General features: G+C 64.1%; 22 protein-coding genes and 1 pseudogene. 13 read left to right on the forward strand and 10 right to left on the reverse strand.

Annotation, left to right across the window (positions count from 1 at the left end; all coding sequences use genetic code 11):
- Positions 1-17: 17 nt before the first annotated feature.
- The 3 genes from msrQ to clpB all read right to left on the reverse strand — a co-directional run bounded on the left by msrQ (position 18) and on the right by clpB (position 4,299).
- Positions 18-638 (reverse strand): protein-methionine-sulfoxide reductase heme-binding subunit MsrQ, encoded by a 621-nt coding sequence (gene msrQ / locus CG51_RS06570; protein WP_035743304.1) that lies wholly within the window; start codon positions 636-638, stop codon positions 18-20.
- An 18-nt stretch (positions 639-656) separates the two neighbouring features.
- On the reverse strand, positions 657-1,541 hold the full coding sequence (msrP, locus tag CG51_RS06575) for a protein-methionine-sulfoxide reductase catalytic subunit MsrP (protein WP_035743305.1): 885 nt from the start codon (positions 1,539-1,541) through the stop codon (positions 657-659).
- A 139-nt stretch (positions 1,542-1,680) separates the two neighbouring features.
- Positions 1,681-4,299, reverse strand: coding sequence for an ATP-dependent chaperone ClpB (gene clpB, locus CG51_RS06580; RefSeq protein ID WP_035743325.1), 2,619 nt, complete (start codon positions 4,297-4,299; stop codon positions 1,681-1,683).
- Positions 4,300-4,480: 181 nt separating this feature from the next.
- Here clpB and pyrF point away from each other — a divergent pair, with 181 nt between their 5' ends.
- Entirely contained in the window at positions 4,481-5,203 is a 723-nt protein-coding gene (pyrF, locus tag CG51_RS06585; protein WP_035743306.1) for an orotidine-5'-phosphate decarboxylase, read from the forward strand.
- Positions 5,204-5,206: 3 nt separating this feature from the next.
- Here the strand turns inward: pyrF and CG51_RS06590 are convergent, their stop codons facing one another.
- Positions 5,207-5,461 (reverse strand): hypothetical protein, encoded by a 255-nt coding sequence (locus tag CG51_RS06590; protein ID WP_035743307.1) that lies wholly within the window; start codon positions 5,459-5,461, stop codon positions 5,207-5,209.
- A 201-nt stretch (positions 5,462-5,662) separates the two neighbouring features.
- On the opposite strand from CG51_RS06590, the gene rpmB reads away from it, so the two are divergent.
- Both rpmB and CG51_RS06600 read left to right on the forward strand, forming a co-directional pair.
- Positions 5,663-5,950, forward strand: coding sequence for a 50S ribosomal protein L28 (gene rpmB / locus CG51_RS06595; protein WP_035743308.1), 288 nt, complete (start codon positions 5,663-5,665; stop codon positions 5,948-5,950).
- A 66-nt stretch (positions 5,951-6,016) separates the two neighbouring features.
- The gene (locus CG51_RS06600) at positions 6,017-6,304 is read left to right on the forward strand and encodes an Rdx family protein (RefSeq protein ID WP_035743309.1); all 288 of its coding nucleotides are present in this window, start codon (positions 6,017-6,019) and stop codon (positions 6,302-6,304) included.
- A gap of 6 nt (positions 6,305-6,310) precedes the next feature.
- On the opposite strand, the gene CG51_RS06605 is transcribed toward CG51_RS06600, so the two are convergent.
- Positions 6,311-6,514: a DUF1674 domain-containing protein gene (locus CG51_RS06605; RefSeq protein WP_035743310.1), complete on the reverse strand. Its 204-nt coding sequence runs from the start codon at positions 6,512-6,514 to the stop codon at positions 6,311-6,313.
- 91 nt (positions 6,515-6,605) lie between these two features.
- Between CG51_RS06605 and CG51_RS06610 the strand changes: the two genes are divergently transcribed.
- From CG51_RS06610 to CG51_RS06630, 5 genes are all read left to right on the forward strand, one after another.
- Entirely contained in the window at positions 6,606-7,874 is a 1,269-nt protein-coding gene (locus CG51_RS06610) for an RsmB/NOP family class I SAM-dependent RNA methyltransferase (protein ID WP_035743311.1), read from the forward strand.
- A 69-nt stretch (positions 7,875-7,943) separates the two neighbouring features.
- A complete protein-coding gene (locus CG51_RS06615) occupies positions 7,944-9,635 on the forward strand; it encodes a heparinase II/III family protein (protein ID WP_035743312.1) in 1,692 nt (563 codons plus the stop codon).
- Between the two features lie 16 nt (positions 9,636-9,651).
- Positions 9,652-11,232, forward strand: a complete 1,581-nt coding sequence (gene purH, locus CG51_RS06620; RefSeq protein ID WP_035743326.1) for a bifunctional phosphoribosylaminoimidazolecarboxamide formyltransferase/IMP cyclohydrolase — start codon at positions 9,652-9,654, stop codon at positions 11,230-11,232.
- Positions 11,232-11,717 carry a signal peptidase II gene (gene lspA / locus CG51_RS06625; protein ID WP_088233852.1) on the forward strand — a complete coding sequence of 162 codons (486 nt, stop codon included), beginning with the start codon at positions 11,232-11,234 and terminating at the stop codon, positions 11,715-11,717. The genes purH and lspA overlap by 1 nt, the downstream gene beginning before the upstream one ends.
- A gap of 59 nt (positions 11,718-11,776) precedes the next feature.
- Positions 11,777-12,319 (forward strand): DUF3035 domain-containing protein, encoded by a 543-nt coding sequence (locus CG51_RS06630; RefSeq protein ID WP_084695074.1) that lies wholly within the window; start codon positions 11,777-11,779, stop codon positions 12,317-12,319.
- A 37-nt stretch (positions 12,320-12,356) separates the two neighbouring features.
- On the opposite strand, the gene CG51_RS06635 is transcribed toward CG51_RS06630, so the two are convergent.
- The gene (locus CG51_RS06635; protein ID WP_035743329.1) at positions 12,357-12,752 is read right to left on the reverse strand and encodes a hypothetical protein; all 396 of its coding nucleotides are present in this window, start codon (positions 12,750-12,752) and stop codon (positions 12,357-12,359) included.
- Positions 12,753-12,870: 118 nt separating this feature from the next.
- On the opposite strand from CG51_RS06635, the gene hemF reads away from it, so the two are divergent.
- The 4 genes from hemF (at position 12,871) to fghA (ending at position 16,073) form a co-directional block, all read left to right on the forward strand.
- Complete coding sequence (hemF, locus tag CG51_RS06640) at positions 12,871-13,740, forward strand: oxygen-dependent coproporphyrinogen oxidase (RefSeq protein ID WP_035743313.1); 870 nt, start codon at positions 12,871-12,873, stop codon at positions 13,738-13,740.
- Positions 13,741-13,842: 102 nt separating this feature from the next.
- On the forward strand, positions 13,843-14,106 hold the full coding sequence (locus CG51_RS06645; RefSeq protein WP_035743314.1) for a metal/formaldehyde-sensitive transcriptional repressor: 264 nt from the start codon (positions 13,843-13,845) through the stop codon (positions 14,104-14,106).
- A gap of 18 nt (positions 14,107-14,124) precedes the next feature.
- On the forward strand, positions 14,125-15,234 hold the full coding sequence (locus CG51_RS06650; protein ID WP_035743315.1) for an S-(hydroxymethyl)glutathione dehydrogenase/class III alcohol dehydrogenase: 1,110 nt from the start codon (positions 14,125-14,127) through the stop codon (positions 15,232-15,234).
- A gap of 8 nt (positions 15,235-15,242) precedes the next feature.
- The gene (gene fghA, locus CG51_RS06655; RefSeq protein ID WP_035743318.1) at positions 15,243-16,073 is read left to right on the forward strand and encodes an S-formylglutathione hydrolase; all 831 of its coding nucleotides are present in this window, start codon (positions 15,243-15,245) and stop codon (positions 16,071-16,073) included.
- 68 nt (positions 16,074-16,141) lie between these two features.
- Here fghA and CG51_RS06660 read toward each other — a convergent pair whose 3' ends face one another.
- From CG51_RS06660 to CG51_RS06670, 3 genes are all read right to left on the reverse strand, one after another.
- Positions 16,142-17,194 carry an FAD-binding oxidoreductase gene (locus tag CG51_RS06660; protein WP_035743320.1) on the reverse strand — a complete coding sequence of 351 codons (1,053 nt, stop codon included), beginning with the start codon at positions 17,192-17,194 and terminating at the stop codon, positions 16,142-16,144.
- Positions 17,191-18,438, reverse strand: coding sequence for an aromatic ring-hydroxylating oxygenase subunit alpha (locus CG51_RS06665; protein WP_035743321.1), 1,248 nt, complete (start codon positions 18,436-18,438; stop codon positions 17,191-17,193). The genes CG51_RS06660 and CG51_RS06665 overlap by 4 nt, the downstream gene beginning before the upstream one ends.
- 174 nt (positions 18,439-18,612) lie before the next feature.
- Positions 18,613-18,822 carry a hypothetical protein gene (locus CG51_RS06670; RefSeq protein ID WP_035743322.1) on the reverse strand — a complete coding sequence of 70 codons (210 nt, stop codon included), beginning with the start codon at positions 18,820-18,822 and terminating at the stop codon, positions 18,613-18,615.
- A gap of 91 nt (positions 18,823-18,913) precedes the next feature.
- On the opposite strand from CG51_RS06670, the gene CG51_RS06675 reads away from it, so the two are divergent.
- Entirely contained in the window at positions 18,914-19,414 is a 501-nt protein-coding gene (locus CG51_RS06675) for a sigma-70 family RNA polymerase sigma factor (protein ID WP_051930169.1), read from the forward strand.
- A 178-nt stretch (positions 19,415-19,592) separates the two neighbouring features.
- On the opposite strand, the pseudogene CG51_RS19470 reads toward CG51_RS06675, so the two are convergent.
- Positions 19,593-20,602 (reverse strand): annotated as a pseudogene (locus CG51_RS19470) (transposase family protein); the annotation flags it as partial.
- Between the last annotated feature and the right edge of the window lie 68 nt (positions 20,603-20,670).

The raw sequence follows: 20,670 nt of genomic DNA on the forward strand, positions 1-20,670 counted from the left end.
ACGAGTAAGGGCAGGTTTCAATCCCGCGAATCTGCCGTCTTCCGTCCCGTGCGCACACCCTGCGGCCAGAATCGCAGGCCGAGAAGCACCAGGATGAGTGCACAATAGACGATGGGCTGCATGGGCCAGGATTTTACGACCATCAGATAATGCACGCCCCCCGCCAGGACGGCAGCATAGGTGAGCCGGTGAAGCCGTCGCCACTGCGGACCCAGCCGACGGATCGACAGGTTGTTTGATGTCATCGCCAGCGGGATCAGGAGAACGAACCCCGCCATCCCGATGGTTATATAGGGACGCTTCAGGATATCCGCTGCTGCCGCCCCCCAGTTCAGGCCAATATCGAACATGAGCCACGCGATCAGGTGTAGTGCCGTCAATCCGAAGGCCGTCAGGCCGATGGCCCGCCGGAACCGCAGCAGGTTTAGTCCGGTGAACCGGCGTAGCGGCGTGATCGCCAACCCTAGGATCAGGAGCTGCAGCGCGCGCAGCCCCAGAGCATGCTCCAGCTCCCGCACCGGATCGACGCCGATCGCACCGGTGACTGCCTGCCAGAAGATGAACGCAGCCCAAAGGGAACCTGCCAGATAGATCGTCCACGTCGGGACTCGACGGAGCCAGCGGTTGACGCTTTCCATCAGTAGTATTTCTTTCCATCAGTAGTATTTCATGAGGTCCATGCCCGAATAAAGGCTCGCGACCTGCTCAGCATAGCCATTGAACGGTTCGGTGTCCCGCCGGCCGCCGAACAGGCCCGCGCCGATGACCCTCTCCGTCGCCTGGCTCCAACGGGGATGATCCACCGCGGGGTTCACGTTGGCATAAAAGCCGTATTCCCGTGCATTCTGTTCCTGCCAAGCTGTTCTGGGCTGTGTGTCCGTCAAAGTGATCGAGACGATCGACTTGATCGACTTGAACCCGTATTTCCACGGCACGATCAAGCGAAGTGGCGCGCCGTTCTGGTTCGGCAGCGACTTGCCATAGAGACCGGTGGCAAGAATGACCAGCGGATGCATGGCCTCATCGAGCCGCAACCCCTCCCGATAGGGCCAATCGAGCAGGCGGCTGGACTGGTAAGGCATCTCGCTCGGACGGTAGAGCGTCTCGAAGGCCACGTATTTAGCGGACGGCTGCACACCGAACTTTGTCAGTAGGTCGGAGAGCTGCACGCCCTGCCAGGGAATGACCATCGACCATGCCTCCACACAGCGCAGCCGATAGGTACGGTCGCGAACCGCCACGCCTTTCAGCAGATCGGCAAGGTCATAAGTGCCGGGCCGATCCACGAGGCCACCAACCTTGACCGACCATGGGCTGACAGTCAGCGCCCCTGCATTGCGAGCGGGATCTTCCTTGCCGTAACCGAATTCGTAAAAATTGTTATAGTTGGTGATGTCCGACAGCGCGTTCGGCTTTGCATCGGTGGACCATTTGTCCGCAGCCAAGGTGGGAGAAGCGGCCAGCGCTCCCATCCCAGCAAGAACCGCGCGGCGGTCCAGCCAAAGACGTTCCGGAGTGATTTCGGACCAGTGGAACTTCAATGCCGCCTCCTCAGGATCTCAGGCGTATGAAGAAAAGATAGCGCGGTACAGCCGCAGGTCCGCTCACATTTATTGGATGCCAGACAAGAAAGCGCCGGACGGAGGTCCGCCCGGCGCTGATTGCGATATAAAAGATGGCTCAGTGCAGCACAGCATGCGCCTCGGGCGGATGCTTTCGGGACGGCGCCGCGACGCGATCCTCAATGATCAAACCGTCCTCGCCTGCCGTCACATGCACGGTGGCACCATCCAGAACGTCTCCGCCCAGCAGCATCTCGGCGAGCGGATCCTGCAGCGACCGCTGGATCACACGCTTCAGGGGGCGCGCACCGAAGACGGGGTCATACCCCTCATCGGCGAGCCACTTCCGCGCGCTCTCGTCCAGTTCCAGCGTGATCTTCCGCGCCGAAAGCCGTTTTTCCAGCCGCCGAAGCTGAATGGTGACGATACCGTCCATGTCGGCCCGCGTCAGCCGGTCGAAGATCACCATCTCGTCGAGGCGGTTCAGGAATTCCGGCCGGAAGTGCATCCGCACAGCCTCCATCACCTCCGCACGCGCCGCGCCGGGATCAGCCCCCTCGGGCAGCAGGGAGAGCGCCTGACTGCCCAAGTTGGACGTCAGCACGATCAGCGTCTGCTTGAAATCGACCCTCCGTCCCTGCCCATCGGTCAGCACACCATCGTCCAGCACCTGCAGGAGCACGTTGAACACATCGGGGTGGGCCTTCTCGACCTCGTCGAACAGCACGACCTGATAGGGTCTGCGCCGCACGGCTTCGGTCAGCACACCACCCTCGTCATAACCGACATAGCCCGGAGGCGCGCCGATCAGACGGGCGACGGAGTGTTTCTCCATGAACTCCGACATGTCGATGCGGACCATCGCGTTGTCGTCGTCAAAGAGATAGTTTGCCACCGCCTTGGTCAGTTCGGTTTTGCCGACACCGGTCGGCCCGAGGAACAGGAACGAGCCCAGCGGGCGGTTCTCGTCGTTCAGGCCGGCGCGGGCACGGCGCACCGCGTTGGAGACGGCACGAACGGCCTCTTTCTGACCGATGACGCGCTTGCCGAGTTCCTCTTCCATGTGGAGGAGTTTCTCGCGCTCACCTTCCAGTAGTTTGGAGGTGGGGATACCAGTCCAGCGCTCGACGACTTCGGCGATCTGCTCGGGACGGACCGCTTCTTCGACCATCATGTCGGAGTTGCTCTCAGCCGCCGCGAGTTTCTTCTCCAGCCCCGGAATGATTCCGTAGCTCAACTCTCCGGCGCGGGCGAGGTTGCCCTCCCGTTTCGCCTGATCGAGCTCGGCGCGCGCCTTGTCCAGCTGCTCCTTCAGACCACGGGATTCCTCCAGCTTGTCACGCTCCGCCTGCCACTTGGCCGTCATCTCGGCCGAGCGTTGGGTAAGATCGGCGAGCTCCTTCTGCAGTTTTTCCAGCCTGTCCCTGGAGGCAGCGTCGTCTTCCTTTTTCAGCGCCTCCTCCTCGATCTGGAGTTGCAGGATCTGCCGATCCAGCGCGTCCAGCTCCTCGGGCTTGGAGTCCACCTCCATCCGCAGCCGCGATGCCGCCTCGTCCATCAGGTCGATGGCCTTGTCCGGCAGGAAGCGATCGGTGATGTAGCGGTGCGACAGAGTCGCCGCCGCAACCAGTGCGGAGTCGCTGATCCGCACGCCGTGGTGAAGCTCATACTTCTCCTTGATGCCGCGCAGGATGGAGATCGTGTCCTCCACCGTCGGCTCCTCCACCATCACGGGCTGGAACCGGCGGGCGAGGGCCGCGTCCTTCTCCACATACTTGCGGTATTCATCCAGCGTCGTCGCACCCACGCAGTGCAGTTCGCCCCGCGCCAGCGCCGGCTTGATGAGGTTGGCCGCATCCATTGCGCCATCGGTCTTGCCCGCACCGACCAGCGTGTGCATCTCGTCGATGAACAGGATGATCTCGCCCGCCGCTGCGGTGATTTCGGACAGGATGGATTTCAGCCGCTCCTCGAACTCACCGCGGTATTTCGCGCCCGCGATGAGCGCGCCCATGTCGAGCGCCAGCAGCTTCTTGTTGCGCAGGGACTCCGGCACATCGCCGTTCACGATGCGCAGCGCGAGACCTTCCGCGATGGCGGTCTTGCCGACACCGGGTTCGCCGATCAGCACCGGGTTGTTCTTTGTCCGCCGGCTCAGCACCTGCATGGTGCGCCGGATTTCGTCATCGCGCCCGATGATCGGGTCGATCTTGCCTTCTTCGGCGGCTTCCGTAAGGTCGCGGGTGTATTTCTTCAGGGCGTCATAGCCCTCTTCCGCAGAAGCAGAATCGGCGGTGCGGCCCTTGCGGATATCATTGATCGCCGCATTCAGGTTCTGGGCCGTCACAGCACCCAGCTCCAGCGCATCCTTCGCGGCGGACTTCACCATGGCCAGCGCCATGAGGATCCGCTCAACCGGCACAAAGGAATCGCCCGCCTTCTTGGCGATCTTCTCGGCTTCGTCGAGAACTTGGCCAAGCTTCGGGTCCATATAGACCTGACCGGCATCGCCAGAGACCTTGGGCAGCTTGTCGATCGCCGCCTCTACACCCTCGGCAACACGTGCAGGCTCTCCACCTGCCCGGCGGATCAGGTTCGCGGAAAGCCCCTGATCGTCATCCATCAAAGCCTTCAGAAGATGCTCCGGAGCCAGCCTCTGGTGGTTCTCGCGCATCGCAATGGTCTGTGCGGCCTGAAGGAAACCGCGGGACCGTTCGGTGAACTTTTCAAGGTTCATGACAACTCCTTCCAAGCGCCCGGACCGAATGCCTGCCATGCAGCACACTTCTCCCGAGCCTTCGTCGTTTCAAGATTTGGGAAGCGCCTCCGCCGCTTACAAGGTGGTGTCGGCGCTTCTTTCTTGCGCGGTGGGGCGGGCGGCATTAGGAAACGCCCGACCGTTAAAAAAGGGAAACGCCATGACCGCCGATGATCGCCTTATCGTTGCGCTCGACGTGCCCAACGCCCTTGCGGGGCTGGATCTGGTGGACCGGATCGGCGATGCCGCATCCTTCTACAAGATCGGCCTCGGCATGCTCACGGGCGGAGGTCTCGCCCTCGCCAACGAATTGAAGCAGGAACGGGGCAAGCGCGTCTTTCTCGACATGAAGCTTTTCGACATCGGGGCGACTGTGGAGGCAGCCGTGCGCGGCCTTGCGCAATACGATCTCGACTTCCTGACGGTTCATGGCGATCCGCATGTGGTCCGCGCCGCGGTTGAGGGGCGCGGCGGCCACCTCACCCGCATTCTCGCGGTCACCATCCTCACCTCCCTGGACCGGGCCGATCTGGATGCAGGCCTGATCCGCGACGGCGATATTGCGGATATCGTCGTGGAACGTGCCTCCCGCGCGCTCGAAGCAGGAGCCGACGGCATCATCGCCTCACCGTGGGAGGCCGCGATGATCCGCGCACTTCCCGCCGCAGAAGGAAGGTTGATCGTCACGCCGGGCGTGCGGCCGGCCACTTCCTCCAGCGACGATCAGAAGCGTATCGCCACGCCTGCCCGCGCGATTGGCGACGGAGCCGACCATGTCGTGGTAGGGCGGCCCATCTGGCGCGCGGATGATCCGCGCGCTGCGGCGCAAGGCATCGTCTCTGAACTCTCCTCCGTTCAGGCGCGACACCCGAATCGCGCCTGAGACTCAGTTGGCGGGGGCAGCAGGCGCGGGATTGACATCGGGTGCCTGTCCCGGGGCAACGGATGGCGCCGTCTGGGTGGGGGTCGACGGAACCGTTTCCACCGGCGTACGTCCCATCGTCAGGAAATACACGGCGACGATTACCACCACCGCGCCGATGATCATGTACCAGCGATTGGACCCAAGGCCGGACCCGGGGCGAGGTCCGCCCGGCAGAGGCGCCTTACGGGGTGGCGGGCTGTTGTCATGGATAGCCATGCTATATCTCCTCCTGTTCACCCCCACCGAACCCCAGTGGCGGCTGGATGTTCCCTCGACCCGTCGGCTGGGCCATGAAACCGGGCTTTTGGCATGAATCGCTTGACGGGAAGCCGTTTTGTCCTTAGACGGCCCGCAACGAATTCAGGGTCCGGGTCCTTCCGCGCCCCTACTCTGCAATGTAATGTGAGGATCTGAACGATGTCGCGCGTTTGCGAATTGACCGGCAAAGGGGTCATGACTGGTAACAACATCAGCCATGCCAACAACAAGACCCGTCGCCGCTTCCTGCCGAATCTGAACGAAATCACCCTGATTTCCGATTCGCTTGGTCGCAGCTACCAGCTGCGTATCTCCGCTGCGGCGCTCCGCACGGTGGATCACCGCGGTGGCCTGGATGCTTTCCTTGCCGCGGCGAAGGATGATGAGCTTTCCCCGAAAGCCCTGAAGATCAAGAAAGAAATCGCCAAGGCCGCACCTGCTGCCTGAGCACCGTTCTTTCGATCCAGCAACAGCCCCGCATTCCGCGGGGCTTTTTGCATTTGGAGGTTTGGTATGGAAGATGCAGGGGAAAGACCCCGAGTGAGCATAGCCTATTGCACCCAGTGCAACTGGCTCCTGCGCGCCGCCTGGATCGCGCAGGAACTGCTTCAAACGTTCGGCGACGATCTAGGGGAGGTCGCCCTGCTGCCGCGCACGGGCGGCATGTTCGAGATCAGGGCGGGCGATTCGCTGATCTGGGAGAGAAAGCGGGATGGCGGCTTCCCGGGGCCAAAGGAAATCAAGCAGCGCCTTCGCGATGTGATCGCACCTGAGCGTGATCTGGGCCATACCGACCGCTGATCCGCGTCAGAAGTCGATCGCGAGGCCTTTCTTCTCCCAATCGCCGTAACGGACCGGCTCCGGCCCGTCGCGGCCGCCCAGTTCCACGGGCAGGCCGGGCTTGCCCTCTGCCGCCCGTCGCCGCACCTCCGCCTCGGCAAGTGCACGCTGCGCGGCGGGAGGAAGATCGGTGCGCGCTTCGGCACGCTGCTCGGAGCTGTCGTCGGACATGGGTCACCCCCTGCTTGTCTTGAGGGGCGGGATGCTATAGCGCCCCACCGGTCAAGGCAAGTCGCCGCCCGAGGGCGGGTCAGGAGGACGAATGGAAGTCACCGGACTGGCGGCGCGAGCCGCTGCACTGCGTCTCGTGGACGGAGTTCTGATCGAGGGACGGCCGCTGGCGGACCTTCTGCTGCCGGACGGTCCACTTCAGCGTGAAACACCTGACACCCGGGCGCGGGGCCAGCGTCTGGCTCTTGCCACTCTGCGCAATGTCGATCGCGCAGACGCCGTTCTGAAACCCTTCCTGCGACGGAACCCTGCCCCCCCTGTCAGGAATGCCCTCCGCCTCGCGGTGGTGGAGATGCTGGCGGAAGGCGCTCCGGCCCACGGTGTCGTCAACGCGACGGTGGCGCTGCTCCGGAAATCGGAAAAGACCTCTGGACATGCCGGTCTGGCGAATGCCGTGCTGCGCAAGGCGGCGGAGGCTCGGGACATCTGGGACCGGCAGCCGCCGCAGCGTCTGCCGGGTTGGCTCCGCGGACGGCTAAACTCGGCTTGGGGCAACCGCGCCACGCAGGCCATCGAAGCCGCCCACGCGGCGGGGGCTCCGACCGACATCACCCTGAAAGGCGCTCGGCCGGAAGGTCTGGTGGCAGATGCGCTGCCCACCGGGAGCCTCCGCCTGAACGGGACTGGCGCGCTCACCGCTCAGCCGGGCTATGAAAGCGGCGACTGGTGGGTGCAGGACGCGGCCGCTGCCCTGCCGGCGCGCGGACTGGCCATTCGCGAGGGGGAGGACGTGCTCGACCTCTGTGCGGCCCCCGGAGGCAAGACACTGCAGCTTGCCGCGGCAGGAGGCAGGGTGACGGCGGTGGACATCTCCACCCCCCGCCTCGAGCGGCTGAAGCAGAACCTCGCCCGGACCAGCCTTTCTGCCAGCATCGTAGCGGCGGATCTGGAGCATTGGTCTCCCGCAGCGCCGGTTCCCGCCATCCTGCTTGATGCCCCATGCAGCGCCACGGGAACGATCCGTCGTCACCCCGACCTGCCCTTCGTGAAGGGCCCCGACAGTCTCCGCCCCCTGATCGCCCTTCAGGAGCGGCTGATCGACCGAGCACTCAGCTGGCTCGCCCCCGGTGGCAGGCTCCTTTACTGCACTTGCTCGCTCTTGCCCGAGGAAGGGGAGAAGCAGGTGCTCGCCGCTGTCTCTCGCCACCCCGCACTCCGCATCGACGCTGCGGCGTGGGACTTTGCTGGCATTCCGCTCGGATGGCGCAGCCCGGAGGGGGGCTTGCGAATTCGGCCGGACGACTGGGCGGACATCGGCGGGATCGACGGTTTCTACATGGCGCTTCTGCGCCGGGAGTAAATCGCGAGCGTCGATGACAGCGGCCACGCGGCGCGCTAACCTCCCGCTGACTTGAGACGGGAGACGGGCGTGCGCAAGCGACAGGGGGATATGCTGGACGGGCTGGCGGCATGGCTCGCCGCAACCGGGCGTGTGGCGCCGCATTTCGCCACCCTGCCACCACCCCGTGCCGACGGCGATCCGCTCCGGGGAGCGCAGCTGATGGCAGCGGCGCGCTCGCCCCTGGATGCCCCCCGAACGCCCTTCGCGGAAACTGCAGCCCTCACCTTCCGGTGGCTAGATGACCTTGCTGCGCTTGGCAGTAGGGCGGCGCGGGAGCGGGCATGGCTGTGGCTGGAGGGCTGGGACAGGCGGACGGGATGGCACGCCGACCTTTCCGCCGGACGCCTCCGACGCTGGATCGGGCATGCGGAATTCCTGACTGGTCCCGGCAGATCGTCCCCCCGAGCCCTTCTTGCGGGGGCAACCCGCGAGATGCACTTCCTGCGGCGGCGGTGGAAATCCCTGCCTGAAGGACCTGCCCGGGTGGAGGCGCTGACGGCTCTTGTCACCGGCTCGCTGGCTCTGGCGCGGATGCGGTCATTCACCGGACCCTTCGCCAGAGGGCTGGCGACAGAGGCGGCACGGTCGGTCGATCCCGGGGGTGCCGTGGCCTCCCGCAACCCGGAAGAGCTGCTCGACCTGCTGACGCTGCTGGTGGAGGCCCGCGACGCGCTCTCGGCCGCGGGCCTGCCGGTGCCGCCCGCCGTGACTGATGCGATCCAACGGGCGGCACCCACCCTGCGCCTACTGCGTCAGGCGGATGGCGGACTGCCGCGCCTTCATGGCGGGGGAACCCCCCCACCCGGAAAGCTGGATCGCGCCCTCCTTGTCTCCGGGGCACGCGCCAATTCAATCGCCGGTGCCCCTGCGGTGGCGACCATGGGATATCTCCGGCTCGCAGCGTCCCGGACGACGCTCATCGTCGATGCGGCACCACCGCCGATGGGCACAGCTTCGCGGCTCGCCCATGCTTCCACGCTGGCTTTCGAGCTCACCTCCGGCCGTCGGCCGCTGATCGTGTCCTGCGGGCCGGGGAGCGCGCTCGGCGCCGATTGGGAAAATGCCGCCCGTGCCACCCCGTCCCATTCCGTTCTGGGCATAGAGGGGCTTTCCTCCGCCCGGCTTGGGACCAGACGCGACACGGAGGAGTTGCTCTCCGACGGGCCACGAAATGTGCGGGCCGAGGTCACCACCGGCGACGAAGGCCCGCTGCTCGTCCTCAGTCATGACGGCTACGTCGCGAGCCATGGCCTCACCCATGTCCGGGAACTGGAGCTTTCCCGCGACGGGCGGATGCTTCGCGGCTATGACGCGCTCGGCGCAGCGACAGAGCCGGATCGCCGGGTGCTGGAGCGTGCGATCCTCAACAGCCGCCTGCAAGGCGTGCATTTCACCATCCGGTTTCACCTGCATCCCGCCGTAAAGGCCAAGGTGGAGGCAGAGCAGATCGTTCTCCACCTGCCCAGCAAGGAGGTCTGGATCTTCCGGCAGGCGGGGGCGGCACGGATGTCGCTGGATGCCTCCGTCTGGCTCGATCCGCATCTTTCTGCGCCTCGGCCCAGCCGCCAGATCGTTCTTTCGGGGCTTGTGGCCGACAAGGCGGGCGAGGTGGGCTGGACGCTGGCGAAATCAGAGGATACTCCGCTGGCCATCCGCGACACCGAACCGGCGGAAGAGGAGCTTCCGCAGGCCGCCCGCGCCATCCGAGCCGATGCCTGAGCCGAAGGATCTGACCATGCCCGACCTGCTGCCGATCGCCCGCGCGCTGATCTCCGTTTCCGACAAGACCGGCCTTCTGGAATTCGCCCAGAACCTTGCCGCGCGGGGGGTGGAACTGCTGTCCACCGGCGGTACATCAGAGATGCTCCGCAAGGCGGGCCTTTCCGTGCGCGACGTGGCCGACCTGACCGGCTTCCCCGAGATGATGGACGGCCGGGTGAAAACGCTGCACCCCAAGGTGCATGGCGGCCTGCTCGCCCTCCGCGACCAGCACAAGCCGGAGATGGAAGCGCATGGGATCGAGCCGATCGACCTGCTCATCGTGAACCTCTACCCGTTCGAGGCGACCGTGGCGAAGGGCGCCGACTACGACACGTGCGTCGAGAATATCGACATCGGCGGCCCGGCCATGCTGCGCGCCGCAGCCAAGAACCATGCCTGGGTGACGGTCGTCACCGATGTGGAGGATTACCACGCGCTGCTGGCCGAACTTGACCGCAACGACGACCGCGTGTCCTACGCCTTCCGCCAGCGGCAGGCGCAGATCGCCTATGCCCGCACCGCCGCCTATGACACCGCCGTCTCCACCTGGATGGCCGCCGCGCTGGGAGAGGCGAACCCCCGCCGCCGCGCCTTTGCCGGAACGCTGGCCCAGCCGCTCCGCTATGGCGAGAATCCGCATCAGGCGGCCGCCTTCTACCGCGACGGCTCCGACCGTCCCGGCGTGGCCACCGCGCGGCAATGGCAGGGCAAGGAGCTGTCCTACAACAATATCAACGATACCGACGCCGCGTTCGAACTGGTGGCGGAGTTCCCGACCGACCGCGCCGCCTGCGCCATAATAAAGCACGCCAACCCCTGCGGCGTCGCCGTGGGCGGATCGCTACTGGATGCCTATGGGCGCGCCTATGACTGCGACAGGACCTCGGCCTTCGGCGGAATCGTGGCGCTGAACCATGTACTGGACGGCGCCACCGCCGCTAAGATCGCCGAGATCTTCACCGAAGTCGTCATCGCCCCTGATGCGGATGATGAGGCAAAGGCCATCTTTGCCGCCAAGAAGAACCTGCGTCTGCTCACGACGGGCGCCCTGCCCGATCCGACGGCGAAGGGCCTGACATTCCGGCAGGTTGCGGGGGGGTTCCTGGTACAGGACCGCGACAACGGCGAAGTGAAGGCGGCTGACCTGAAGGTGGTGACGAAGCGCGCGCCCACCGATCAGGAACTGGCCGACATGCTGTTCGCGTGGAAGGTGGCGAAGCACGTGAAATCCAACGCCATCGTCTATGTGAAGGATGAGGCGACCGTCGGCATCGGCGCAGGCCAGATGAGCCGGGTCGATTCGACCATGATCGCCGCACGTAAGGCCGAGCACATGGCTGAACTGCTGCACCTGCCGGTTTCGCCCGCGAAAGGCTGCGTGGCCGCCTCCGATGCATTCTTTCCCTTCCCCGACGGGGTGGAAGAACTGGCTCGGGCGGGCGCAAAAGCGGTGATCCAGCCCGGCGGTTCCATCCGCGATGCGGAGGTGATCGCAGCTGCTGATGCCGCGGGGCTGGCGATGGTGTTCACCGGTCAGCGGCATTTCCGTCACTGATGGCCAGGGGATCGCTCGGGATCATGGCGGGCGTGGCCACGGCCACGTTCGTTCTGGATCAGCTCAGCAAATTCGTGGTGGTCCATCTCATGTCGCTCGACCGCGTGCGGGAGATCGACATCTGGCCCCCCTATCTCAACTTCCGCATGGCGTGGAACCGGGGCGTGAACTTCGGGCTGCTGCAGGGGGATGGCGATCTGGGCCGCTGGCTGCTGATCGCCGTCGCTCTGGTCATATCGGCCTGGGTCTGGCTGTGGATGCGCAAGGAGCCCCAGACCACCGCTGCGCAGGTTTCGGCGGGTCTTTTGATCGGCGGGGCCATCGGAAACGTGATCGATCGCGTTCTCTATGGCGCTGTGGCTGACTTTCTGAACATGTCGTGCTGCGGAATCGATAATCCCTGGGCATTCAACGTCGCCGATATCGCGGTGTTCGCGGGTGCCATCGGGCTGGTCCTGTTCACCGGACGCGACAAGAAGGCGTGACGCCCCGGTTCAAAACAGTTAAACGAAGACAAAACAGCAAGAGTGCGATGGAGCGGGGCATGATACAGGCGGGTCGGATCCGGGCGGGCAGGCTCGTGCTCGTGCTGGCGGCGGCTTGCAGCCTAGCCGCCTGCGGCAACGGAAAGCTCATCCAGCTTCGTTCCGACACCCGCAGCCCGGACGAGTTCGCCATCCTGCCGACCAAGCCGCTCGACATTCCGGCGGGACAGGCAAACCTTGCCTCCCTCCCCGTGCCGACCCCCGGCGGTGCGAATCGCACCGACCCTACTCCGCTCGCCGACGCGACCGCTGTACTGGGGGGCAATGCCGGTGCGGTGGAACGTCAGGGAACAGGGGGGGATGCCGCGCTTCTGGCACAGGCGGGGCGCTACGGCGCCGATCCCGCCATTCGGCAGGAGCTGGCCGTGGCGGATGCCGAATTCCGCAAGGACGAAGGCCCCCTGCTGCTGGAGCGGATGAGCCGCACGACCACCTATTTCAAGGTTTACGCGCCTTATGCGCTCAACCAGCAGGCCGAAATTTCCCGCTGGCGCGCAAGGGGCGTACCGACGGTCACCGCGCCACCCCCGCCCGTCAACTGACGGAGGCCGTTCAGGACAGGCGCGCCGCTCCCACGGCCTATTTTGGCGGATAGGCCGCCCTGCAGGCATCGACCCGCGCCCCTGTCTGCACGGTCAGTTCACGCCGCTTCTCCAGCAGACCGTCCAGCTTCGCCTGTTCGGCCCTGAGATCGATGGCCCGCGGCACGTTGCTCGTCACCGGCACATCGCGCTCACACATCATCGGACGGTAATACCCGCGCCCCCAGTAGGGGCCGGGGCACCAGTCGAAATCCGTTACCCAATCCGTCCGGCTGTCGAGCGCGAACCCGCGGGCGATGTTGCCCTGCGTCTGATCGATCAACATGTTCACGGTCCGCAGATCGCGCGTGGCGGTGTTGAGACAACGCTCCTGTGGCGTCGCGCAGGCCGCGAGACCGAGAAGCAGAAAAAGAACGGGAAACGGGCGCGTCATGATGTCATCCTCCGCCGGGCCGACGATCCGATATCTAGCGATTATGGAACCAAAAGCCAGACTCGGCTTGGCCATCGTCCGGCGGAGAGCTATTGGGTTCCCGAAAGGCAGGATCGTCATGGATATCAATTTCGACGAACGCAAGACGCGGGCGGCGGCATGGTTCCGAACGCTCAGGGATCAGATCTGCACCGCCTTCGAGACGCTGGAGGACGCGCTTCCCTCTGATCGCCCGCCCGGACGTTTCGAACTGCGTGAAACCGAGCGGGACGGCGGGGACGGTGGCGGCGGCCTCATGTCTGTCATGCGCGAAGGGCGGGTCTTCGAGAAAGTAGGCGTCAACGTCTCCGCCGTTCATGGCACGCTCGCATCGGCCGCGCAGGCGGCGATGGCGGCGCGGGGTGTTCCGGGCATGGCGGAGGATCCACGGTTCTGGGCTTCCGGCATCAGCCTTGTTGCCCACATGCGCAACCCGCTCGCCCCGGCTGTCCACATGAATACGCGCATGTTCTGGACGCCGCATGCATGGTGGTTCGGCGGAGGCGCCGACCTCAATCCCTGCATAGAGTTCGCTGAGGACACCGCGCATTTCCACGCCATGCTCAAGACCGCCTGCGACCTGCATGGGCCGGATTTCTATACCCGGTTCAAGGCTTGGGCCGACGAATATTTTTATATCCCGCACCGCAAGCGTGCACGGGGAGTGGGCGGCATCTTCTTCGACGATCTCAACACCAGCGACTGGGAGGCAGACTTCGCCTTCACGCAGGATGTGGGTCGCGCCTTCCTGCCTGCCTTTCTTCCACTGGCGGAAAAGCGCAGTCGCGATCCCTACGGACCTGCGGAGAGGGAGGCACAGCTCGTCCATCGCGGCCTCTATGCGGAGTACAACCTTGTCTATGACCGTGGCACGAAATTCGGTCTGGCCACGGCGCATGACCCGGAGGCGGTGCTGATGAGCCTGCCCCCGCTGGCTCGCTGGCCCTGATCTCCTACTTTCTTCCGAAGGCCCGCCCCCCCGGCGGGCCTTTTCACTCCTTGCGCGGCGGTGGGGGAGGAATATACTCCCCCCCAGTATCGGAGGAGGGGGATGCCCAACGACCCGCGCGAAAAGCAACAGGCGCTGATCCGTGTCCGCCGCATCCGCGGCCAGATCGAAGCCCTTGAAAGATCGCTTGAAGGCGAGGCCCAGTGCGAACCGATCCTGCAACAGCTCGCGGCTGTGAGGGGTGCGGTCAACGGATTGATGGGCAGCGTTCTGGAAAGCCATCTGCGCGAGGAACTGGCTACACCCGCCGAGCCCAATCCAAGGATCGAGACCGCAATCGCGCTCGTCCGGTCCTATCTCAAGTGAAGCATGGAGGAGAGACCCATGAAATCGCGCGCCGCCGTTGCCTTCGGTCCGGGAAAGCCGCTCGAAATCGTCGAAATCGACGTCGAACCGCCGAAGGCGGGAGAGGTCCTGATCAAGATCACCCATACCGGCGTCTGCCATACCGACGCCTTCACCCTGTCGGGCGATGACCCGGAAGGGCTGTTCCCCTGCGTACTGGGGCATGAAGGCGCGGGCATCGTGGTTGAAGTCGGCGAAGGCGTGACTTCTGTCGTGCCGGGGGATCACGTGATCCCTCTCTACACCGCCGAATGCGGTGAGTGTCTGTTCTGCAAATCCGGCAAGAGCAATCTGTGCATTGCCGTCCGCGCGACGCAGGGCAAGGGCGTGATGCCAGACGGCACGACCCGGTTCTCCTACAATGGTGAGCCGATCTATCACTACATGGGCTGCTCCACCTTCTCCGAATACACGGTGGTGGCGGAAGTATCTCTCGCCAAGATCAACCCGGAAGCGAACCCGGAGCATGTCTGCCTTCTGGGTTGCGGTGTGACGACCGGGATCGGGGCCGTGCATAACACGGCGAAGGTGCAGCCGGGCGACAGCGTGGCTGTCTTCGGTCTCGGCGGGATTGGTCTGGCGGTGATCCAGGGTGCGCGGCAGGCGAAGGCCGGGCGCATCATCGCGGTCGATATGAACCCCTCCAAGTTCGAACTTGCCAAGCAGTTCGGTGCGACCGACTTCATCAACCCGAAGGACCACGACAAGCCGATCCAACAGGTCATCGTGGAGATGACTGGCTGGGGGGTCGACCACTCGTTCGAATGCATCGGCAATGTCAATGTGATGCGGGCCGCGCTGGAATGCGCGCATCGCGGCTGGGGCCAGTCGGTGGTCATCGGTGTGGCCGGCGCGGGGCAAGAGATTTCCACACGCCCGTTCCAGCTTGTCACCGGACGGCGTTGGCTGGGCACGGCCTTCGGTGGTGTGAAGGGACGTACGCAACTGCCGGGCATGGTGGAAGATGCGATGTCGGGTGAAATCGAACTCGCCCCCTTCGTCACCCACACCATGCCGCTGGACGAGATCAACACGGCCTTCGACCTTATGCACGAAGGCAAGTCGATCCGCAGCGTCATCCATTACTGAGCGCCCACATGGAACGCCTCGAATCGCACGCCTGTTTTGGCGGTCAACAGGAAGTCTGGCGCCATGAAAGCCAGGCCACCGGTACACCCATGACTTTCGGTGTCTTTCTGCCGCCTCAGGCGGCAGAGGGCCCGCTGCCGGTGATCTACTGGCTCTCCGGCCTCACCTGCACGGAGCAGAACTTCATCACCAAGGCCGCTGCTCAGCGCTATGCGACGGAGCACGGGGTTATCCTCATCAATCCCGACACCAGTCCGCGGGGTGATGATGTCGCGGATGATTCGGGCTATGATCTCGGCAAGGGTGCCGGGTTTTACCTGAATGCGACTCAGCAACCTTGGGCAGCCAACTACCGGATGGCAGATTACATCGCCGAGGAACTCCCCGCTCTGGTGGAAGGGGCGTTCCCGGTCACCGACCGGCGTTCGATCATGGGTCACTCCATGGGTGGACACGGAGCATTGGTCACTGCCTTCCGCAATCCGGGCCGCTACCGGTCCGTATCAGCTTTCTCTCCGATCGTCGGCCCCTCGGAAGTGCCTTGGGGAGAGAAGGCATTCACCGCCTATCTCGGCCCTGATCGGGGCGCGTGGGCGGAGTGGGATGCGGTGCGCCTGATTCCCGGCCTGAAAGAACGCCTGCCCCTTCTGATCGACCAGGGTGGAGCGGATGAGTTCCTTGTTCGCGAACTCCAGCCGGAGCGCCTGGTCGAAGCCTGCAAGGCCGCGGGTCATTCGGTGGAACTGCGCCTTCAGGATGGCTACGACCACAGCTACTACTTCATCTCGACCTTCATCGGCGATCACATCGCCTGGCATGCGAAGGCGTTGAAGGGCTGACCGACCGCCCGTGCGCTGCGAAGGCGGCGCACGGGCTTGCCGCTTCGGCGCGTCAGCGCCGTCCGCTTCTACAGATCGACCTCGACACTCGCGAGCGGGCGGGAACAGCAGGCCAGTATGAAGCCGTCCTCCACCTCATCCTCGAAGATGCCGCCCTGATGGTGCATCTCCACACTCCCTCGCGCCCGGACTTTGCAGGTGCCGCAGACACCCATGCCACAGGCAAAGGAGGCAGCAATACCCGCCGCTTGCGCCATCTGCAGGATCGTCTGTCCGGCTCCTACCGGCACTTCCACGCCTGAGCGCGCGAAACGCACCACCGCATCTTCCGACACCTCAGGCGCCTCCGGCAGCAGCAGTCCGCCGCTCGTTGGCCCGAAACTTTCCTGGTGCCAGGCTTCCGTGGGCAGTCCGTCCGCCAACAGCGCCGCCTGCATCGCCTCCATGAAGCCCTGTGGTCCACAGCAGTAGACCTGCCGCTCCAGCCGTTCCGGCACCAGCCGCCGCAGCAGTTGCGCGTCCAGGCGTCCGGCGATCAGACTCTCCCCCTCTGCTCCACGGCCAAGAATGAACAGAAGCCGAAGGCCCGGCATCTGCTCCGCCAGCAACTCGAGTTCCCGCCGGAACAGGATGTCATCGGCCGAACGCGCCGCATGCACATATGTAACCTTCAACCCCGGCGCGCAGTCCGCGACCCATCTGAGCATCGACATGCAAGGCGTCGCGCCCGATCCCGCCGAAATCAGAAGCAACGGCCCGACCAGCGGATCGGGCAGATGGAAGTTGCCCATCGGCTGGGTGAATTTCAGTCCGAATCCGGGGGCGAGGTTGTCAAACATCCACTGCGTCGCGACGCTCCCCGCCTTCAGCTTGGCGGTGATCGAGACGGAAAACGGCCGCGAGGGGGAAGAGGAGAGCGTATAACTTCTGAGCACCGGCCCCTCTGCCGTCGGCAGTTCGATTGTGACGAACTGTCCAGGGCGATAGGCACACCAGCGCCCCGGCGGCGGACGAAAGGTGAAGGTGCGCACATCCACTGTCTCGGCGCGGACACCCACGCACCGCATCGGCTCCTCCAGCGCGTTCCAAGGGAGCGGCTGGGGCAAGGTCTGAACAATCATTCCGCGGCGATCCGTGCCTGACTGTCGGGGCCAATGCGACGCTTCAGCGTCTCGCAATACCATTCCACGAACTGCATCACGCCGCCTTCGTGGATCTCGGAATAAGGTCCCGGCTGATAGGCAGGCGAAGCGATTCCGCGCGCATTATCCTCCACGATCCGGCGATCTTCGTCATTGGTGTGGATCCAGACCTCGGTCAGCTTCTCCAGGTCGTAGTCCACCCCTTCGACGGCATCCTTGTGGACAAGCCACTTTGTCGTCACCTGCGTCTGGGTCGCGGAAATCGGCAGCACCCGGAAGGAGATCGCGTGATCGATCAGAACGTGGTTCCATGTGGTCGGGTAATGGAACAGCAACAGCGCGCCGATCCCCTCCTCGCCCGGGAAACAGTCCGAGATCTTGCGCCCCACGGCGCGCCGCCCGGTCATCGTATAGCTCTCGGCACCCCGGAGCAGCGGCACCCGAACGGCACGGGACTGCCCATCCGGCTCCATGTCAAAGCGCGAAGCGAGCCCCCTTTCCTCGCAGGCGGCCCAATGGGCGGCGATCTCGGGGTCGCTCCCCGCCCCGTCCACACCGGTGACCGAGGGCGCTTCTGGATAGGTCTTGCACAGGTCCGGATGGTTGGCCGCGCAGTGGTAACACTCGCGGTTGTTCTCCCAGACCAGTTTCCAATTGCCGTTCTCGACGATGGTCGATTCAAACGCGACCTTGGCCTCCTTCAGATTGTGGGCGCCGAAATAGGTCTCCATCCGCCGCCGCTGCGGGGCGAAGTCGGCAGGCACAGCCGCGAGGCTGATCCAGACATATCCAGCCGCCGATTCGCAGGCCACAGGCTTCAGACCGTATGGCGTGGGATCGAAGTCCTCCCCCATCTGCCGTGCGAAAAGCAGTTGCCCATCGAGATCGAAGGTCCATTGGTGATAGGGGCAGACGAGCCGCGACGCGCGTCCCTTTTCCGTAAGGCAGATACGGGAGCCCCGATGGCGGCACACATTGTGAAAAGCCCGGATCGCGCCATCGCGCCCGCGCACCACGATCACCGAGTAATCGCCAACCTGCACGGTAAAGAAACTGCCTGGCTGGGCGATTTCGCAATCATGGCCGACGAACAGCCAGTCGCGATACCAGAATTCCTCCAGATCCAGCCGGTAGATGTCGTCATCGCGATAAAAGGCCTGATCCAGACTGAAACCCGGCTTCTGGCGGGCAAGCAGCGCGGCAATTGTGCTCTGTAGGGTCATCTTGGCGTCCTGCGGACCGCGAAATGGCGGATGGGTTGCTGTCTTCCCGCGACGTGGAACCGGCGCGCGGGGATGGCTGCAGAATGCCATGAAACACAGGCGCGAATGGCCGAAATTCGACGCTTTTCGACAGCAGGGCGACGCGGGCGGAAACAGCCGCTGAACGGCTCTTCCTCAGCGGTCCGTGGCGTCGGTTTCCGGCGTCGTACGGGCAGGAGCGACATCCTTCTGCCGACGGGCGAGCGCTGCGTCGAGTTCGAGCGCCAACATCCGCAGCCGTTCGGGAACATCGTGAAGCCTGAGTTCCGCCGATATGTCCGACAGGAGCCGTGCGAGTTCCTCCTCCGTACGCGCCGCCGCGTCATCCAGAGGTTTCTCGACCATGCTCAAATCTCCTGTCACCACCCGGAACCGTCCGCGCTCCGCCGGGTTATCCTACGCTGCCGATCACCGGATTCAAGGACGGTCCCGGATGATGACAACTTCTTCCCGCGATGAGGTGCGGACCGGCGTTGTGGCGCTGATCCCCGCGCTCCGCGCATTCGCGTGGTCGCTGTGCCGGGACACGACCGACGCTGACGATCTGGTCCAGGAGACGCTGTTGAAAGCGTTGGCCAATCTTGACAAGTTTGCTCCCGGCACACGGCTGCGGGCTTGGCTATTCACGATCATGCGCAATACATTCTATTCCCGCATCCGAACGCAAGGGCGCGAAACGACGGGCGCGGAAGATTGCGTGTCGGGTGATTTGATCTCTCAGCCCACACAGGAGTGGAACGTCCGCGGCGGCGAACTAATGGAAATCGTGCGCGGCCTGCCCGTTCATTACCGCGATACGCTGATCCTTGTCGTGATGATGGGAGAAAGCTACGAGGCGGCCGCCGAGATCTGCGGCTGCACGGTCGGGACCGTCAAAAGTCGTGTCAATCGGGCCCGTAATATGGTCATCTCCGCTCTTGGTGAGACCACCGTCTGACGCATGAGGCGCCTTATCGGAAGGCAAGGTGTTCTCATGCGCTAAAACTCAGGAAAAGCTCTTTCGCCTGATTAAGGCAGCGGCGTGTAGCCTGCGGATGAGGCAGTTCATCCGCCTGTCCGTCCCTCACCAAGCTATTCGGATCCCGCGAAAAACCCTTTGTAGCGACGGTCTGATCCTAGCTGTTCAGTTCCGGCATCTGTTGGATCGGATTTACGATGAATCTGTCTGGCTCTGATGTCTGGATCTTGCAGACGTATTCTTAGGGCGTGAGACCGCCAAGGGTCTTGAGCCTGCGCGCGAAGGTCTAGGCTGTCATGAGTCGGTGAGGTGTGTGCGAAGCTGGTCATGGCGCTCGTAGTGGAGGCGCTTGACGTTCAGCGGGAAAACGATCCCCCGGATCGTTTTCTGATCCGCTTCCCCTCCTTGATCGTGCGGTTCATCCGCTCAACCTGGCCATTGGTCCACGGGTGGTTGGGTTTGGTCAGCCGGTGATCCATGTCGCTTTCAGGGCATACGCGCCGGAAGATGTGCTCGAAGGCGCTGGTATCGACGCTGCGATTTGCGAACTGCACTCCGCTCGCCATGGGGCTCGGACCGATGGCGCCTTCAATGGCTCGCTTGGTCAACACCGTGTGGATCCGGTATGGCGCAGCTGCGATCAGGTCGCGCAGAAACTGGGCTGCAGCCATCTTCACCGCCTTTTGGACGAGGCGAACGCAGGCAACTTGCTGGTTCTGTCAATTGCGACAAAGAGAGAGAGCTTTCCTTCAGCGGTCTGCACCTCGGCAATATCGATGTGAAAGAAGCCGATCGGATAGCGCTTGACCTTCGACCGTTTCGGCTTGTCGCCGTCCATATCAGGCAGACGCGGGATGCCGTGGCGCTGAAGGTGAGGAGGGATCAGAAAACAATCCGGGGGATCGTTTTCCCCGACCTAAAGTGCAGCGCCGAGCGTGTCAGGTGCGGGAGGGACGGCTGCAGGGCATAAAGGCAATCGTCCAATGGCAGCAGCGTATGGCGCCGGAACGCCACGACCGCTGCTTCCTCGGCCTGGGAAAGAACCGTCGAGCGCGGCTCCGACGGCCCGGTCTTCCTATCCTCGACCGTTGCGCGCTTGCGCCACTTCGCAACCGTCTTGAGATTGATGCCCAACTCCTTGCTCAACTGCGCGAGCGAAGCTTGCGATCATTCGGGCCTGCCCTCGGACCGATGGCGGGCTGGCCCCCCTTATTGCTGTTCCGACAGCGTGCGTG

This window comes from Haematobacter missouriensis (genome assembly GCF_000740775.1).
In the GTDB taxonomy this organism is placed as follows: Bacteria; Pseudomonadota; Alphaproteobacteria; order Rhodobacterales; family Rhodobacteraceae; genus Haematobacter; species Haematobacter missouriensis.

Excerpts from the sequence above, each read along its gene's own strand:
- CG51_RS06665 (WP_035743321.1), bottom strand. The coding sequence starts at position 18,438 with ATGACCCTACAGAGCACAATTGCCGCGCTGCTTGCCCGCCAGAAGCCG.
- fghA (WP_035743318.1), top strand. The coding sequence starts at position 15,243 with ATGGAACGCCTCGAATCGCACGCCTGTTTTGGCGGTCAACAGGAAGTC.
- purH (WP_035743326.1), top strand. The coding sequence starts at position 9,652 with ATGCCCGACCTGCTGCCGATCGCCCGCGCGCTGATCTCCGTTTCCGAC.
- CG51_RS06605 (WP_035743310.1), bottom strand. The coding sequence starts at position 6,514 with ATGTCCGACGACAGCTCCGAGCAGCGTGCCGAAGCGCGCACCGATCTT.
- CG51_RS06650 (WP_035743315.1), top strand. The coding sequence starts at position 14,125 with ATGAAATCGCGCGCCGCCGTTGCCTTCGGTCCGGGAAAGCCGCTCGAA.
- CG51_RS06635 (WP_035743329.1), bottom strand. The coding sequence starts at position 12,752 with ATGACGCGCCCGTTTCCCGTTCTTTTTCTGCTTCTCGGTCTCGCGGCC.
- CG51_RS06590 (WP_035743307.1), bottom strand. The coding sequence starts at position 5,461 with ATGGCTATCCATGACAACAGCCCGCCACCCCGTAAGGCGCCTCTGCCG.
- pyrF (WP_035743306.1), top strand. The coding sequence starts at position 4,481 with ATGACCGCCGATGATCGCCTTATCGTTGCGCTCGACGTGCCCAACGCC.
- CG51_RS06600 (WP_035743309.1), top strand. The coding sequence starts at position 6,017 with ATGGAAGATGCAGGGGAAAGACCCCGAGTGAGCATAGCCTATTGCACC.
- msrQ (WP_035743304.1), bottom strand. The coding sequence starts at position 638 with ATGGAAAGCGTCAACCGCTGGCTCCGTCGAGTCCCGACGTGGACGATC.
- CG51_RS06645 (WP_035743314.1), top strand. The coding sequence starts at position 13,843 with ATGCCCAACGACCCGCGCGAAAAGCAACAGGCGCTGATCCGTGTCCGC.
- CG51_RS06610 (WP_035743311.1), top strand. The coding sequence starts at position 6,606 with ATGGAAGTCACCGGACTGGCGGCGCGAGCCGCTGCACTGCGTCTCGTG.
- CG51_RS06675 (WP_051930169.1), top strand. The coding sequence starts at position 18,914 with ATGACAACTTCTTCCCGCGATGAGGTGCGGACCGGCGTTGTGGCGCTG.
- CG51_RS06670 (WP_035743322.1), bottom strand. The coding sequence starts at position 18,822 with ATGGTCGAGAAACCTCTGGATGACGCGGCGGCGCGTACGGAGGAGGAA.
- CG51_RS06660 (WP_035743320.1), bottom strand. The coding sequence starts at position 17,194 with ATGATTGTTCAGACCTTGCCCCAGCCGCTCCCTTGGAACGCGCTGGAG.
- hemF (WP_035743313.1), top strand. The coding sequence starts at position 12,871 with ATGGATATCAATTTCGACGAACGCAAGACGCGGGCGGCGGCATGGTTC.
- clpB (WP_035743325.1), bottom strand. The coding sequence starts at position 4,299 with ATGAACCTTGAAAAGTTCACCGAACGGTCCCGCGGTTTCCTTCAGGCC.
- rpmB (WP_035743308.1), top strand. The coding sequence starts at position 5,663 with ATGTCGCGCGTTTGCGAATTGACCGGCAAAGGGGTCATGACTGGTAAC.
- lspA (WP_088233852.1), top strand. The coding sequence starts at position 11,232 with ATGGCCAGGGGATCGCTCGGGATCATGGCGGGCGTGGCCACGGCCACG.
- CG51_RS06630 (WP_084695074.1), top strand. The coding sequence starts at position 11,777 with ATGATACAGGCGGGTCGGATCCGGGCGGGCAGGCTCGTGCTCGTGCTG.